Source organism: Haemophilus paracuniculus (assembly GCF_002015115.1).
Lineage (GTDB): Bacteria > Pseudomonadota > Gammaproteobacteria > Enterobacterales > Pasteurellaceae > Haemophilus_E > Haemophilus_E paracuniculus.
Map to the genome: position 1 here is coordinate 145,201 of NZ_MUYA01000004.1, position 15,146 is coordinate 160,346.

Here is a 15,146-nt window from a genome sequence, read left to right on the forward strand (position 1 = left end):
GCAGAACCTGATCTGCCCCCGCTTGCGGGGGAAGTGGTCGAGCGAAGCGAGACCGAAGGGGGCAGCCACCAAAACAGCGAGAAACAACACATCATCACGAGAAACTTAGATGAAACAATTTGACGCCATTATTATCGGGGCGGGGGCGGCGGGGTTATTTTGTGCGGCTCAATTAGGGCAGGGCGGAAAATCGGTCGCGGTTCTCGATAACGGCAAAAAAATCGGGCGAAAAATTTTAATGTCGGGGGGCGGTTTTTGTAACTTTACCAACCTTGATGTAAGTGCCGAAAATTACCTCAGTCAAAACCCGCATTTCGTCAAATCGGCACTTTCTCGCTACACCCAATGGGATTTCATCTCGCTGGTGGCAAGTTACGGCATCGCCTACCACGAAAAGGAACAGGGGCAACTGTTTTGCGATGAAAGTTCGCAACAGATTGTCGATTTGCTCAATGCCGAATGTCGCAAAGGCAAGGTGGAAATTCTGCTCAAACAAGCGGTGGTTTCCGTGCAAAAATCGGCGGATTTTTTTGAGATTCAGACCGCTTGCGACCGTTTCCAAAGCAAACATCTGATTATCGCCACAGGCGGACTCTCAATGCCTGCCCTTGGGGCAAGTCCGTTTGGCTACAAAATTGCCGAGCAGTTTGGCATTCCCACCATTCCACCCCGTGCCAGCCTTGTGCCGTTCACTTGGAAAGAGAGCGACAAACCGTTCGCCGCCCTGTCGGGCATTTCTCTGCCCGTGAGCGTAACCAATCGCAATAAAACCTTTCGCAACCAAATGCTATTTACCCATCGTGGTTTGTCTGGGCCGGCGATTTTGCAGATTTCTAACTATTGGGATCTGGGTGAAACGGTGGAAATCGATCTGCTTCCAAGCGGTTCGATTTTGGATATTTTGCACGAATTGCGTCAATCTTCACCGAAATTGCAGCTAAAAAGCGTTCTCGCTCGCCATTTCCCGAAAAAATTGGTGGAACTTTGGTTTGAGCAAAAACAGTTGAAAGATCAAGTGATCGCTCAACTGAACAAAGCGGATCTCGCCCAACTGGACGATTTTATCCACCGTTGGCAATTCCTACCGAATGGTACGGAAGGCTACCGCACCGCCGAAGTAACAATGGGCGGGGTGGATACGGATTTTATTTCATCGAAAACAATGGAAGCCAAGCAGGTAGCGGGCTTATATTTTATCGGCGAGGTGCTGGACGTAACGGGCTGGCTGGGTGGCTACAACTTCCAATGGGCGTGGTCGTCCGCTCACGCTTGTGCCAGCAGCATTTTAACCAAATCATTTTGAGACATAAGGAAAGAGAATGTCAGCATTAAATCAACAAATCAGCCAAATCATTGCCGCCGAGTTAGCGGTGCGATCCGAGCAAATTTTTGCAGCGATAACCCTACTTGATGAGGGCAACACCATTCCCTTTATCGCCCGTTATCGTAAAGAGGTTACGGGCGGTTTGGACGACACCCAACTTCGCCATTTTGAGACCCGTTTGATCTACCTGCGTGAGCTGAATGATCGGCGTGAGACGATCCTCAAATCCATTGAAGAACAGGGCAAATTAACGGACGAGTTGAAACTCAAAATCGAACAAACCCAAAGCAAAACCGAGTTGGAAGATCTCTATCTTCCTTACAAACCGAAACGCCGCACCCGTGGGCAGATTGCGATTGAGGCAGGGCTTGAACCGCTGGCGGAAACCTTGTGGAATGATCCGAGCCAAACCCCTGAAACCGTGGCAGAAAACTATGTGAACGCAGAGAAAGGCGTGGCGGACGTGAAAGCCGCGTTGGACGGGGCGAGATACATTCTAATGGAACGTTTCAGTGAAGATGCCGACTTGTTGGCAAAATTACGCCAATATCTCACTGCTAATGCCACCATTGAAGCGAAAGTGATCGAGGGCAAAGAAGCCGAGGGCGAGAAATTCCGTGATTATTTCGCCCACAGCGAACCGCTGAAAAATGTGCCGTCGCACCGTGCGTTGGCGATGTTCCGTGGTCGCAACGAGGGCATTTTGACCCTTTCCCTCAATGCCGATCCTGAACAAGAGGACGGCGTGCGTTCCAGCTATTGCGAAGAGATTATCCGTGAGCATTTGGGGGTGCAGCTGCGTCAGCAACCTGCGGATAACTGGCGTAGCCAAGTGATTAGCTGGACGTGGAAAATCAAAGCCGCCCTACACCTCGAAACCGAGCTAATGGGGGCGTTGCGAGAGCGAGCCGAAGATGAGGCGATTGATGTGTTCGCTCGCAACCTTTCTGCGTTGTTAATGGCAGCCCCTGCGGGTGCGAGAAACACAATGGGGCTTGACCCAGGTTTACGCACGGGCGTGAAGGTGGCGGTTGTGGATAACACAGGTAAATTGTTGGATACGGCGACCATTTATCCACATACAGGGCAAGCGGATCTCGCCGCTAAAACCCTCTACACCCTCGGCAAAAAGCACAATGTCGATCTGATTGCGATTGGCAACGGCACTGCTTCCCGTGAAACGGAACGCTTTACCAAAGAGCTAATCAAAAGCTACGGCGACTGGCAACCGCAAACGGTGGTGGTGAGTGAGGCAGGGGCTTCGGTTTATTCTGCCTCGGAATTGGCGGCGGCAGAGTTCCCGACCCTTGATGTCTCCTTGCGTGGGGCGGTGTCGATTGCTCGCCGTTTGCAAGATCCGCTTGCCGAATTAGTGAAAATTGAACCGAAAGCGATTGGCGTGGGGCAATATCAGCACGATGTCAATCAATCGCAACTGGCTCGCAAGCTCGATGCGGTGGTGGAAGATTGCGTCAATGCGGTGGGGGTTGATTTGAACACCGCATCCGCCCCGTTATTGGCTCGCGTGGCAGGAATGAGCAAAACGCTGGCTCAAAATATCGTGGCATATCGTGATGAAAACGGGCGTTTTAATGCACGTTCCGACCTTAAAAAAGTCCCTCGCCTTGGGCCGAAAGCCTTTGAGCAATGTGCAGGCTTTATGCGAATTTTGGGCGGCAAGAACCCGCTTGATGCGTCCAGCGTCCACCCCGAAGCCTATCCTGTGGTGGAAAAAATCCTACAAGCCACCGCTTGCACCCTTGGCGAGTTAATGGGCAACAGCACCAAAATCCACCAACTCAACGCCCAGCAATTTGTTGATGAACAATTCGGCTTGCCAACCGTAAACGACATCTTCAAAGAGTTGGAAAAACCTGGGCGAGATCCCCGTGGCGAATTTAAAACCGCCACCTTTATGGACGGCGTGGAAGAGATCAGCGATCTTGCGGTCGGAATGATTTTGGAAGGCACGATCACCAACGTTACCAACTTTGGGGCGTTCGTGGATATCGGCGTACACCAAGACGGCTTGGTGCATATCTCAATGCTTTCCAACAGCTTCGTGGAAGATCCATACCAAGTGGTCAAAACGGGCGATGTGGTGAAAGTAAAAGTGCTGGAAGTCGATGTGGCTCGCAAACGCATCGCCCTCACAATGCGACTAGACGACAAACCGACGGACAAAAAAGCCCCAACAAGCGGTCAGATCCGCGAAAAATCTCGCCAATCCGACCGTTCAAATAACCGCAATGCGTTTAGCAATAATGCTTTTGCTGATGCCTTAAAAGGGTGGAAAAAGTAAAATAATAAAGCGGATTTTTGGTTTATAAATCAACACATTGAACGTGTTTTAGGCTTTTAAACGAAAAAGTGAAAAATCCGCTTGCATTGAAAGGGCAAAATCTCTATTATGCACTTCGTTGCCCGAGTGGCGGAATCGGTAGACGCAAGGGATTTAAAATCCCTCGCCTTTCGGGGCGTGCCAGTTCAAGTCTGGCCTCGGGCACCATTTAATTTACTCAATGCGGGAATAGCTCAGTTGGTAGAGCACGACCTTGCCAAGGTCGGGGTCGCGAGTTCGAGCCTCGTTTCCCGCTCCATTTCAAAAAATCTTAAAAGAAGATAGCACCGAGAGGTGCTTTTTTATTGCCTGTTTTTTGTCAATTTCCATAATGAGAAATAAAAAATGCCGAATATGATGATTCGGCATTTTATTTTTTTATGGGAATGTAACCGCTTGTGTTAAGGTTTTTCCTGCAAGATCTTTGGCAGAAAGGCTTGGCTCGCCTTCCACATTCCATTCAATGCCTACGGTTGGATCATTCCAGATCAATGAATGTTCGGCTTTGGGATTGTAGTAATCGGTGCATTTGTACACAAATTCCGCTTCATCGCTGAGAACGTAAAATCCGTGGGCAAAGCCCTCGGGAACCCAAAGTTGGCGTTTGTTTTCTGCGGATAGTATTTCGCCCACCCATTGCCCAAATGTTGGCGAGCTACGGCGTAAATCCACGGCGACATCAAATACTGCCCCAGACACCACTCGTACCAATTTGCCTTGGGTATTTGCCGTTTGGTAATGCAAGCCTCGCAGAACGCCTTTGACCGATTTTGAGTGATTTTCTTGCACGAAAATGCGGTCGGCAACGTTTTGGCGAAACCATTCATCACGGAAAGTTTCCATAAAAAAGCCGCGTTCATCGCCGAAAATTTGCGGTTCAAGCAATTTTACATCGGGGATTTTTGTTTCGATAATTTTCATCGCAATTCCTTAGCCGTATGCCTTGATATTGTTGAGGGCTTGTTGCCAGTCGCTCGGTTTGATCCCAAAAGTTTGTTCAATTTTGCTCAAATTAAGGCAAGAATTGAGGGGGCGTTTTGCAGGGGTTGGGTAATCCGCCGTGGTGATGGGGCGAACAAGCGGTCGTTTTTCGAGGATTTTTTGCGTTTCGGCTTCGGCAAAAATCGCTTGGGCGAAGTCGTACCAACTCACATAAGGCAAGCCTGTGAAATGGTAAATGCCAAACGCATTTTTGCCCGCCAGAATTTGTTCGGCGATGTTGATGAGTGCGGCGGCAATATCCCCTGCGTAAGTGGGCGATCCTTTTTGATCGGCGACCACGCCGAGGCTGTCTCGTTCTTTGCCTAAGCGGATCATCGTTTTGACAAAATTATGCCCGATTTCGCCGAAAACCCAAGCGGTGCGTAAAATCACGGAACGCGGGTTTGCCTGTTGCACGGCGATCTCGCCTGCGAGTTTGGTTTCGCCGTAAACGCTTTGTGGATCGGTCGGATCGCTTTCCAAATAAGGCTGCGAACCTTGTCCGTTGAACACATAATCGGTGGAAATATGCAACATCACCGCTCCGACTTTGGCACTTGCCTCGGCGAGATATAATGCCCCTTTTTCGTTCACCGCTTGGCAGAGTTCGGTTTCTGTTTCCGCTTTATCCACCGCCGTGTAAGCGGCGGCGTTAATCACTACATCAGGGCGATAGCTTTCAATCAGGGAACTGACCGCTTGCGGATCGGTAATATCAAGCTCGTTGCGATCCACCGCTAGAAATTCGGCTTTCCCCGTAAGTTGTTGCACGAGGCAATGTCCAACTTGCCCCTTGCTACCTGTAATCAGAAATTTAGCCATTGCGAGCGTCCCTCACTAAGCGTAGCAGATATTGCCCGTATTCGTTTTTTGCCATTGGCTTGGCAAGTTTTTCGACTTGCTCGCTCGAAAGCCAGCCATTTCGCCACGCAATTTCTTCAAGGCAGGCGACGCGTAAATTTTGAATATGCTCAACGGCTTTCACGAAAGCGGCGGCTTCGTGCAAGCTATCGTGCGTGCCAGTGTCTAGCCACGCAAAACCTCGACCGAGAATTTGTACGTTGAGCGTGCCGTCTTCCAAATACATTTGGTTGATGGTGGTAATTTCGAGTTCGCCACGGTCAGACGGTTTAACCTGTTTGGCAAATTCCACGACACGATTATCGTAGAAATATAAGCCTGTTACCGCCCAGTCAGATTTTGGTTTGAGCGGTTTTTCTTCGATAGAAAGTGCTTTGAAATTTTCGTCAAATTCGACCACACCGAAACGTTCAGGATCTTTCACTTGGTAGCCGAAAACCGTTGCCCCTTTTTCTTTCACGTTTTCGACCGCTTGTTTGAGGGTAGCGGTGAAACTTTGTCCGTAGAAAATGTTGTCGCCAAGCACGAGACAGACACTATCGTTGCTGATAAATTTTTCGCCGATAATAAAGGCTTGGGCGAGACCGTCTGGGCTAGGTTGGATTTCGTAGCTAAGATTGATGCCAAAATCTGAACCATCGCCGAGTAAGCGTTTGAAACTGTCGCTATCTTCGGGGGTGGTGATGATTAAAATATCGCGGATTCCTGCCAGCATTAGTACGGAAAGCGGATAGTAAATCATCGGTTTGTCGTAAACGGGCAGCAGTTGTTTTGACACGCCACGGGTGATTGGATAAAGGCGAGTGCCAGAGCCGCCCGCCAGAATAATGCCTTTCATTATTTGTTTACCCCCAAACGTTGCCCTGCGTAACTGCCATCTTGAATTGGCTTCCACCATTGTGGGTTGTTGATGTACCATTCCACCGTTTTGCGTAAGCCTGTTTCAAAGGTTTCTTGCGGTTTCCAGCCGAGATCTTTGCCGATCTTAGTGGCATCGATCGCATAGCGTTTGTCGTGCCCTGGGCGATCTTGAACGTAGGTAATTAAGGATTTGAAATCGTCAATATGGGCGATTTTGTCGGCGTAAGCGGTCAGTTTCCCCTCTTTTTTCGCCAGATTGAGGATTTCGCAAATTGCCGTAACCACTTCGAGGTTAGTTTTTTCATTGTGCCCGCCGATGTTGTAACTTTCGCCGAGTTTGCCCTCGTTTAAGACCAAATATAAGGCACGGGCGTGATCTTCCACGAATAACCAGTCGCGGATTTGATCGCCTTTGCCGTAGATCGGCAAGTTTTTACCGTGAATGGCATTGAGGATCACGAGGGGGATCAGTTTTTCTGGGAAGTGGAAAAAACCGTAGTTATTTGAGCAGTTTGTAAGCACGACTGGCAAGCCGTAGGTGCGATGCCACGCTCTGACTAAGTGATCGCTTGCGGCTTTTGAGGCTGAGTATGGGCTACTCGGCTCGTAAGGGGTGGTTTCCGTGAAAAGATCTGTTGTGCCGTCTAGATCGCCAAAAACTTCATCGGTAGAAATATGGTGAAAACGGAAAGTGGATTTTTTCTCGCCGTCAAGTTGGTTGTAGTATTGGCGAGCGGCTTCCAGCAGTGTGTAAGTGCCGACAATGTTGGTCTCAATAAAAGCAGCAGGCCCGTCAATTGAGCGATCAACGTGGCTTTCAGCGGCAAGGTGCATAATCGCATCGGGCTGATATTTGCTAAATAATTCAGCAATCTTACCGCTATCACAAATATCCACTTGTTCAAAATGGTAACGTGGGTTACTACTCACACTTTCAAGCGAGGACAAATTCCCCGCATAGGTAAGCTTATCAATATTAACCACAATGTCTTGGGTGTTGTTAATAATATGGCGAACAACCGCAGAACCGATAAAGCCTGCACCGCCGGTGATGAAGATTGTTTTCATAATTTTTCTCTATTTTACGATTTGATTAACGTAATTCTGCTTTTGAATATATATTGCTGAATAAAGTACGAACAATACAAAGAAATAGAAAATATTGCCTGAATTATGAGCTAAAAAACTTTGAGTCAAGCTATAACTCATTACTGAAATAATATGTACTATTCCTAAGGTAGATAATAATTTAAGTTCGACAGTATTATGGTATTTCCTTAATGTATGGATAAAAAATACCAATGGAATAATAAAAATAGCAAGTAGTCCTATTAAACCATTTATTCCTCGTTTGGCTAAGGCATCTATATATTGGTTATGTGCGTGAGTATAATTTTCAACTCGTTTTGCCAGTTTCTTTTCGCTAACCAATTTCTTTTGATTTTCTAAGAAACCTTCTTCGCCCCAACCAAATAATGGCTTTTCTTGGAAAGAGAAGTAAGCTCCTTTCCACATTTCAAAACGTTCACCCGCAGATGAGTTAATTTTATTTTGAGTGGAAAATCTTATTACTTCGTTCGTTGAAATAATAATTCTATCCATTATTTTTGTTTGAGAATTGAATAAAAACAAGCTTCCTATGAGTAGCGAGACGATAATAATCATCTTAGAAAGTAGTTTTTTATTTAATTCTTTACGATAAATGAACAATATAACAGCAAGTAGCAATGGAACACCAATCCAGCCACCTCTTGCCTGTGATAATACACTTGCTAAAATTCCACCAAAACTTGCAAGAAGAGTAATAAGTGCGTATTTATTCTGCTTTTTATGGCCAAAATATAATGCAATAACTAGGCTAAGCATACCTAATGACATTGAAATATCGCCTAGTTGTATTTTCATTTGTAGTCTAAATGCAGATGGAAGATTAAGAATGAATCTATGGTAAAGCGCTACTATGCCAGCAACCACAGAACCAATAGGAATACTCCAAACTAAAAATTTGTAATTAAATTTATGATGGCATAGAAAAATTACTATGGTAAATAATAGTAGAACTCTTAGTGGATTATCTAATTGTTTGAATGCACCTTTATTGAATATCCAAGAAATAAAAAATCCCACAAAATAAAACAATACGGTATAAAATAGCCATTTATGCTGAATGTTTATTTTTTTATTCTGGATAAGATAATAAATCCCATATAAAACAGAAACAACAAGTAATATATTTGCTGAATTATAACCTTTGGGAAAGGCGAGTAACACGATGAAAAAAAGTGCCACAAGCCAATTTGCGCCCAATGGGATATATCTCATCATATTTTTTATAGATGACATAATTAATATCTAATTCCTGAACAATGTACCACATCAACAATATCTGTGGTTGGATTAAAACCAGTTGGTGCATCAAGCAAAATTTGTCGGATTTTGCTATATTCAGATGCTTCGCAAGCATTGTCTAATTGTTCTAATACTGCAAGCAATTCATCAAAAGAGAGGGAAACCTCTTCCGAGGTCATAATGCGATCGTGCTGGGTTTGTTGAACATTATCGCCCGCAATAAGTAACTCTTCATAAAGTTTTTCGCCAGGTCTTAAACCTGTATAGGTAATCTCAATATCACCAGTTGGGTTATCTTCTGTTTTTAGTTTTAAACCAGATAATTCAATCAGATTTTTGGCTAACTCAACAATACGAACTGGCTCACCCATATCAAGAATAAAGACATCCCCGCCTTTTGCCATTGCACCCGCTTGTATTACAAGTTGGGCAGCTTCTGGGATGGTCATAAAATAGCGAATGATATCAGGGTGAGTAACAGTAATTGGACCACCTTTTTGTATCTGTTTTCGGAATAGTGGGATAACAGATCCCGATGAACCTAACACATTTCCAAATCTAACCATACTAAAACAGGTGTCCGTCTCTTTTGACATTTGCTGAGCTAATGCTTGCAAACATAATTCAGCCATTCTTTTCGTTGCACCCATAACATTAGTTGGTCTTACTGCTTTATCCGTTGAAATAAGCACGAATGATTTCACATTATACTTAGCGGCAAGTTTAGCTGTATAGTATGTACCAAAAATATTATTACGAACACCCTCAATGATATTGTATTCAACGAGCGGAACGTGCTTATAAGCGGCTGCGTGATAAATAGTATCAATTGGGAATGTCGATAATACTTTGTCTAAACGCTCAATATTTTGCACATTTCCTAAAATAGGAATAATTTCAATAGCGTCTAGTTTTTCTCTCTTAATGATTTCTTGTAATTCCATTTGAATGGAATATAAAGAAAACTCAGAAAGTTCAAATAAAATAAGCTTTTTAGGTGAGTTTCTAACAATTTGACGGCAAAGTTCGGAACCAATAGATCCACCAGCCCCCGTTACCATAACAACTTGGTCAAAAACGTTTTTTTGCAATAAATCCTTATTTGGTTGAACAGGATCTCGACCTAATAAATTTTCAATTTTAACTTCGCGTAATTCATCAATTTTTGCAGTCCCTTGCAAAATTTCTTCCATATCTGGGATAGTCTGAATTTTGAGCTTTAATGATGATAAATGCTTAATAATTGCTTTACGCTCAGCTCTTGAAGCACTTGGAATAGCTAATAAAATCGTTTTGATTTGATATGCACCAACTAATTTTTCAACATCATCAAGTGAATATACCCTTTTTCCAAGAATGTGAGTACCTTGTAGTTTTTTATTATCATCAATAAAACCATGAATACGATAGCGGTAAGCGTGTCTTAACATTACGGCTAATTGTCTGCCATTTGAGCCAGCACCGTAAATTAAAATAGATTCACTATCTTTATCTAAAATTAAGCCTATATAGTATCTCGCTAAAATGCGAATACTACTACATAACATAAACACATAGGCACAATAAATAATTGGAACTGTTTTAGGAATAAAAGAATCTGTTAATAGTGATAATAAGGTAACACAAATAGCAGAAACAATAGACCCTAAACCAATTAAAGCTAATGTTCTAAACGAAATATATCGTAATATTGCTTGATATAGCCCTAATTTAGCAAAGACAAGAATAGTAACAATCACTGTTCCAGATAAAACAATTAATACTTCATTAGTTTCAAAAGTATTAATATTTCCTAGCCTTGTCCAATAAGCAAGCAAAAAAGAAAACACGATAAGTAATGTATCAACAAACAGACTTATCATTTTCTTAATTGTTCTTGATAGATTAAAAATAATATAATCAATCATAATTTGTTTCGTCTATAAAATTGATAAAAGTATTAATCTTTAATTATCCTTGGAAGAAGGAAATAATTATTTGATCGATTTCTTGTAAATCTTGTTCTGTTAAATTTGATCCAGATGGAAGGCACAAACCATTTTGGAATAATTTTTCTGCCACACCGTTTCCATAGTACTCACAATCTTTAAAGATTGGTTGTAAGTGCATCGGTTTCCACAATGGTCTTGATTCAATACCTTTTTCCAATAATGCAAGACGCAACCCTTCCCGATCTTTTCCGTTTGTTAAAGTTGGATCGATAAGGATAGTCGTAAGCCAGTAATTTGAATAGTAATCTTCACTTGGCTCTGAAAGAATTGTTACACCCTTGATGTCTTTAAATAACCGACGATAATGCTGATTTATAGCACGTCTAGCATTAACTCGATCTGTCAATACTTCCATTTGACCACAACCAATTCCAGCACAAATATTACTCATTCGGTAATTGTAGCCAATGTTGCTATGCTCATAATGTGGTGTATTATCCCTAGCTTGCGTAGATAAGAAAGTCGTTTTTTGCTTATCTTGTTGTGAATGGCAAACTAAGGCACCACCACCTGATGTTGTAATGATTTTGTTGCCATTAAATGAAAGCACACCAAATTTTCCGAATGTACCACATTGTTTGCCTTTGTAAGTTGAGCCAAGTGCTTCCGCAGCATCTTCAATAAGGGGGATATCATATTTTGCACAAATTTCTTCAATTTTATCTGCTTTGAAAGGCATACCATATAAATGTACAGCAATAATTGCCTTAGGCTTTTTGCCTTTCTCTATGCAGCCTAAAATAGCTTTTTCGAGTGATTCAGGGCAAATATTCCAAGTGTCTTCTTCTGAATCTACGAATACAGGGGTAGCACCAAGATAAACAATAGGATTCGCAGATGCAGCAAAAGTCATTGACTGGCAAATAACAACGTCATTTTTTTGTACATCACATTGGACAAGAGCTAAATGCAATGCAGCTGTACCCGCAGAAAGAGCCGAAACATAGGTATTATCACCCAAAAAAGTTTCTAGCTTTTGTTCAAAATTATTAACATTGGGACCAAGCGGTGCGATCCAGTTTTGTTCAAATGCTTCGTGAATATAATTGAGTTCATTTCCACCCATATGTGGGGAAGATAAATAAATTCTAATGCTCATAATAAGTCCTTTAATTCGGAAATAGTTTGTATTTTATATTTTGGTAAGTACTCACTGCTTACTTGATCAAAATTTTGAGGATGAATGTTTCTTCCTCCATCAAGTAAGCATACTGTATCCCAACCTAGTTTATTTGGTGCTAAAAAATCTTTACGAGGATTATCTGCAATATAAATATACTTTTCGATATCATATTCGTTATCCATAAAGACTTTATAATTCTCTGGATTTGGTTTTTCTGAACCAAATTCCTCAGAAATAATGATTTTCTGAAAAATTGAATCCAGTCCTAATGCAATAATTTTATTTCTTTGAGTTAGACTACGTCCATCTGTTATTATTCCAAGTAAGTAGTCATTTTCTTTACAAAAATTAAGAACTTCGTTTGTCTCTTGGGATAATGAAATTGCTGGCATATGTTCTCTATACAATTTCAATAGAGTTTGCTTTTCTATATTAGGATAATGAGCAATTAGCCAATCAAACACATTTTCACTTAGGTGATACTTTTCTTTCATTTTAGAAAATAAGTTAGCATCTGGTGAAATATAATTTGCAATTTCCTTATAGGCTGAATAAAGAAAATCTATTTCATTATATAGAGTATCATCTAAATCAAAGACAACATATTTATTCATAATTTTCGACTAAAACTTCGGCATCATATCGTAACATTAATAGGTTATTCTTCCATTCAGCGAAAAATCCAATTTTTTGATTCAATAAGTATTCTTGAATAATGTACTTAGGATAATTAGCCCCTGCTAGGTAACTTAATGGATATCCTCCACCAAACCTTGGGTTTATTTCGATTCCTAGTATTTTATCTTTTTGCTTATGGAAAAATACTTGAATCGTTAAGCAACCTTTTGCACCCTCTAAATACGATAAATTTTCTTTAAAATAGGTTACAATAAAATTATTTTTAGTAACAGCTTTATTTACTTCGCCAGCTCTCACAAAAATTCTCTTTCTAGGCACAACACATTTTAATTCAGAATTTTTATCATAGTAGCAATCTACGGTAAATTCATCGTATTCTCCATTAGAGATCAATTCCATAAACATTAACTTTTCATTTGAAAAGTGTTCATCGGTTAAATCTTCTTTTTTCTTAGCAATAAAAATCCCTTTACTTAAACTTCCATCGCAAGGTTTTACAAAAAGTGGAAAACTTAATGAATTGATATCGTATTGTTTAGGAATTTCGATATGATGATTTAAAAATAGTTCATTCGTTTTTCTTTTATCTCTACACTGCATAATAAGAGAAGGCGAACTCACTATAATATTGACACCTTTATCTTTAAATAAATTTATATTTTCACTTAAAACCAACAATTCTGTATCAATAGTTGGAATAACTAGACTAATTTTGTTATTTAAGCAAATAGATAAAAGCTCAGGAATATAATTTTCGTCTAATACCTTAGGTACAGAAAAATAACCATCAGATATATGACAAGCGGGCGCTAACGATGGATTATTATCCACAGTAAAAACTTTTCCTTCTGGGAAAATTGCTTTAAGTTCTTTTTGAAAAAATTGAACTAAGGATACTCGTTGCCCAGCAGATGAAATTAAAATATTCATATTATTTACTTTGATTCCCCGTAAACTTAGGCATTGTTGCATCATTTTCCGCAGAAATGCCATCTTTAATAATTACTTTTTTTACTGTTTTGAATAGGATTTTTATATCTAACCAGAATGTTTGATTTTCTACATACCAAGCATCCAATTTAAATTTTTCTTCCCAGCTAATTGCATTTCGCCCATTAACTTGTGCATAACCAGTAATACCCGGGCGAACTAAATGCCGTTTAGCTTGTTCTTCATTATAAAGAGGTAAGTATTCCATCAGTAATGGGCGAGGACCAACCAAACTCATATCGCCTTTTAGAACATTCCATAACTCAGGTAATTCATCTAGGCTAGTTGCTCGTAGCTTTTTCCCAAATGGCGTCAAACGCTCGGAATCAGGTAAAGGTTCACCTTTTTCATCAATAGCATCTCGCATTGTACGAAACTTAATCATTTCAAATGGCTTACCATTCAGCCCCGGTCTTGTTTGACGAAATAAAACTGGACTACCTAAACGTTTCTTAACTAGGTAAGTAAGAATAGCATAGATCGGTAATAAAGTAACTAAGGCAATACTAGATACAATGATATCAAAAAGTCTTTTTAGCATAGGTTAAGCCTCAATAATGTCTATCAATCGTTGATTGACTTTGGTTATATCGAATTTTTGTTGTGCAATACGGTAACTTTCTTGCCCCATTGTAACAATAGAATGTGGGTTTTTGATAAAAAATTCCATCTTATCAGCTAAATCTTGGGCATCCCAAGGTTTAACAAGGAATCCATTAACACCATCTTCAACAGTTTCACGACATCCTGGTACATCAGTTGTGATAATCGCTCGCCCAATAGCCATTGCTTCTTGGGTACTTCTTGGTACACCTTCTCGATAGGATGGTAAAACGAAAATATGGCTTTTAGTGATCCATTCTACGATGTTAGTAACTTGCCCAGGATATTCAATAATTCCTAAATTGATAAGCGCATTCAGTTGTTCTTCTGAAATCGCCCCCAAATTTTCCTTATCAATACTACCTAATACGGTAAATTTTGTCTGAGGATACTTAGATTTTATATATTTTGCTGCTTGAATAAATTCATTGATGCCTTTTTCTTTAAGTAATCTTCCTATAAATAGGAAATTTACCTTATCATCTATATTGTTTGAATCAATTTCAGAATAAGGGTATTCAGATAAATCGATCCCTATGCCACCAAGTATGTGCTTTTCTTTAACCGTGATACCATACTTCTCTAATAGATCTTTTTCATCATCTGGGTTTAACACAATAAATTTATCTAATAGAGGTAAAGACAGCTTATATAGAACAATCTGAATTAGTTTAATAATTTTAGTTTTTAGTCTAATCCCATCTGGTTGCTCGGTAAACGTAAACCCTAGCCCTTCAAGCATTCCAATGATCTTAGGGGTTTTAGCTAGTTTAGCGGCAAATGTGCCAAAAATAACCGCTTTGGTAAAGAAACTAAATACCACATCTGGATTGATTTGTTTTAAATGCTTAGATAATGTAATTGAAGCTAATATGTCCGCAAAAGGATTTAGCCCCCCTCTTTTTAGTGGGTAAGTAATAACTTCCACACCCATTGATTTAATCTTTGTTAGTTCTTGTTCTGAATATTCAGAAACAAAAGCATAAATAGTGTACCCCTCTTGTAATAACTGTTTAATGAGAGGTCCTCTGAAACCATAGATGCTAGATGCTACGGTGGTTACGAAAGCAATTTTTTTCATAT

Annotated in this window: 13 protein-coding genes and 2 tRNA genes; 4 read left to right on the plus strand and 11 right to left on the minus strand. The window is 40.8% G+C overall.

Features of this window, described 5'->3' with window-relative positions:
- Window positions 1–109: 109 nt before the first annotated feature.
- The 4 genes from B0187_RS03300 (at window position 110) to B0187_RS03315 (ending at window position 3,924) form a co-directional block, all read left to right on the plus strand.
- The gene (locus tag B0187_RS03300) at window positions 110–1,303 is read left to right on the plus strand and encodes a BaiN/RdsA family NAD(P)/FAD-dependent oxidoreductase (RefSeq protein ID WP_078236433.1); all 1,194 of its coding nucleotides are present in this window, start codon (window positions 110–112) and stop codon (window positions 1,301–1,303) included.
- A gap of 16 nt (window positions 1,304–1,319) precedes the next feature.
- Complete coding sequence (locus B0187_RS03305) at window positions 1,320–3,626, plus strand: Tex family protein (protein WP_078236434.1); 2,307 nt, start codon at window positions 1,320–1,322, stop codon at window positions 3,624–3,626.
- 120 nt (window positions 3,627–3,746) lie between these two features.
- Window positions 3,747–3,833, plus strand: a tRNA-Leu gene (locus B0187_RS03310).
- Window positions 3,834–3,848: 15 nt separating this feature from the next.
- Window positions 3,849–3,924 (plus strand) — tRNA-Gly (locus B0187_RS03315).
- 119 nt (window positions 3,925–4,043) lie between these two features.
- On the opposite strand, the gene rfbC is transcribed toward B0187_RS03315, so the two are convergent.
- From rfbC to B0187_RS03370, 11 genes are read right to left on the minus strand one after another with little or no spacing between them, the layout of a single operon-like run.
- Window positions 4,044–4,586, minus strand: a complete 543-nt coding sequence (gene rfbC / locus B0187_RS03320; protein WP_078236435.1) for a dTDP-4-dehydrorhamnose 3,5-epimerase — start codon at window positions 4,584–4,586, stop codon at window positions 4,044–4,046.
- Between the two features lie 9 nt (window positions 4,587–4,595).
- Window positions 4,596–5,468 (minus strand): dTDP-4-dehydrorhamnose reductase, encoded by an 873-nt coding sequence (gene rfbD / locus B0187_RS03325; protein WP_078236436.1) that lies wholly within the window; start codon window positions 5,466–5,468, stop codon window positions 4,596–4,598.
- A complete protein-coding gene (rfbA, locus tag B0187_RS03330; protein WP_078236437.1) occupies window positions 5,461–6,345 on the minus strand; it encodes a glucose-1-phosphate thymidylyltransferase RfbA in 885 nt (294 codons plus the stop codon). Before rfbA ends, rfbD begins: the two co-directional genes overlap by 8 nt.
- The gene (rfbB, locus tag B0187_RS03335; RefSeq protein ID WP_078236438.1) at window positions 6,345–7,436 is read right to left on the minus strand and encodes a dTDP-glucose 4,6-dehydratase; all 1,092 of its coding nucleotides are present in this window, start codon (window positions 7,434–7,436) and stop codon (window positions 6,345–6,347) included. The genes rfbA and rfbB overlap by 1 nt, the downstream gene beginning before the upstream one ends.
- 9 nt (window positions 7,437–7,445) lie before the next feature.
- Window positions 7,446–8,711, minus strand: a complete 1,266-nt coding sequence (locus tag B0187_RS03340; RefSeq protein ID WP_078236439.1) for an O-antigen ligase family protein — start codon at window positions 8,709–8,711, stop codon at window positions 7,446–7,448.
- Between the two features lie 2 nt (window positions 8,712–8,713).
- Window positions 8,714–10,624 carry a polysaccharide biosynthesis protein gene (locus B0187_RS03345; RefSeq protein ID WP_078236440.1) on the minus strand — a complete coding sequence of 637 codons (1,911 nt, stop codon included), beginning with the start codon at window positions 10,622–10,624 and terminating at the stop codon, window positions 8,714–8,716.
- 43 nt (window positions 10,625–10,667) lie between these two features.
- Window positions 10,668–11,807 (minus strand): aminotransferase class I/II-fold pyridoxal phosphate-dependent enzyme, encoded by a 1,140-nt coding sequence (locus B0187_RS03350; RefSeq protein WP_078236441.1) that lies wholly within the window; start codon window positions 11,805–11,807, stop codon window positions 10,668–10,670.
- A complete protein-coding gene (locus B0187_RS03355) occupies window positions 11,804–12,445 on the minus strand; it encodes an HAD family hydrolase (protein ID WP_211272703.1) in 642 nt (213 codons plus the stop codon). The genes B0187_RS03350 and B0187_RS03355 overlap by 4 nt, the downstream gene beginning before the upstream one ends.
- Entirely contained in the window at window positions 12,438–13,400 is a 963-nt protein-coding gene (locus B0187_RS03360; protein WP_078236443.1) for an ATP-grasp domain-containing protein, read from the minus strand. The genes B0187_RS03355 and B0187_RS03360 overlap by 8 nt, the downstream gene beginning before the upstream one ends.
- Window position 13,401: 1 nt before the next feature.
- Entirely contained in the window at window positions 13,402–14,001 is a 600-nt protein-coding gene (locus tag B0187_RS03365) for a sugar transferase (protein ID WP_078236444.1), read from the minus strand.
- Between the two features lie 3 nt (window positions 14,002–14,004).
- The gene (locus tag B0187_RS03370) at window positions 14,005–15,144 is read right to left on the minus strand and encodes a glycosyltransferase family 4 protein (protein WP_078236445.1); all 1,140 of its coding nucleotides are present in this window, start codon (window positions 15,142–15,144) and stop codon (window positions 14,005–14,007) included.
- Window positions 15,145–15,146: the final 2 nt, after the last annotated feature.